The organism is Bacillus sp. P4_D3, from assembly GCF_056401855.1.
This window is the reverse complement of sequence record NZ_JBFUIN010000981.1, coordinates 1-997: the sequence shown is the minus strand read 5'-3', so window position 1 is coordinate 997 and position 997 is coordinate 1. Positions and strand designations below refer to the sequence as shown.

The window sequence follows — 997 nt, the reverse complement described above, 5'->3', positions numbered from 1 at the left end:
GAATATAGGGAATAGATGGTTTAGGTGTTTTGATATGTGTCCCGTTTTCGGGGTTCACTTCACTTTTGAATTAGGTGTTTTATTTTTACTCATTATTTCTTAGAATATTTTTGTATACCTACATTTACCCTAGGCTCAACATAAACATCCAGCTCATCTTTAATATTCTCTTTTATTTTATCTCTGGACCAGAACCCGGTTATTTTACTTCGATTGTATAATTCCCTGTTCCACCGCCATATTTATATACACTTAAATAATATTTCCCTGGCTTCGCATAATAATTTCCAAGTAATTTATTACCTTCATATTTTGTTGCATAAGCAGCATAGTTATTCAAGTCTGACTCGTGATATAATACCCAGTTCAATCCAAGGTTTTGCTCATTTGTAACGGTAATCTGTAAATCCTTCGCTTCTTTTATGTCAATTGCAAAACGATCAACTTGATCTTGATCATTTAGGTTACCTCGTAATAACGCGTTTAGAGATAGTGGATTAGCTGTATCGAATGAATTATTCGGCTCCTTTTCTACACTAGTATCCGTTTCAGTATTCACTCCATTAAACACAACATCGTATTCAAATTGTCCAGTGGCATTGACTCGGTAATTTACGAAATAAGCAGTCAATGTTTTGTATCCGCTCCACTCTTTTTGTGAAAGCTGTTTAAGCATCTCATTCGTTGCTTGATTCATTGCTTTCCAGTCCTCATTTTCTCCTTTTGACGCACTTCCTGTATATGTTCCTTGTAGTGTAAATGTATTAAAGTATYGTGATTTATTCTTTGTTACCTTCACATTTTGTAACTTTGCTTCATTTGTGATATCCGCTGTAACATCTGAAAGCGCTTTCTGTTCATGCTCTGCTAAATAATCATCTGATACTTGTGGAATTGTATACTTATCACGATTATCAACAAGCATTTGCATATAAGACTGGTAGTCTTCATTTAATTTATTATCTTTACTTAATGTAGAACGGTATGCATCGTAACT

Annotated in this window: 1 protein-coding gene; it reads right to left on the bottom strand. The window is 34.0% G+C overall.

The window, feature by feature from the left end; all coding sequences use genetic code 11:
- Positions 1-199 precede the first annotated feature (199 nt).
- Positions 200-997, bottom strand: a 798-nt coding sequence (locus AC1DTM_RS28520) for a pre-peptidase C-terminal domain-containing protein (protein WP_477001493.1), incomplete at its 5' end; no start/stop codon positions are given.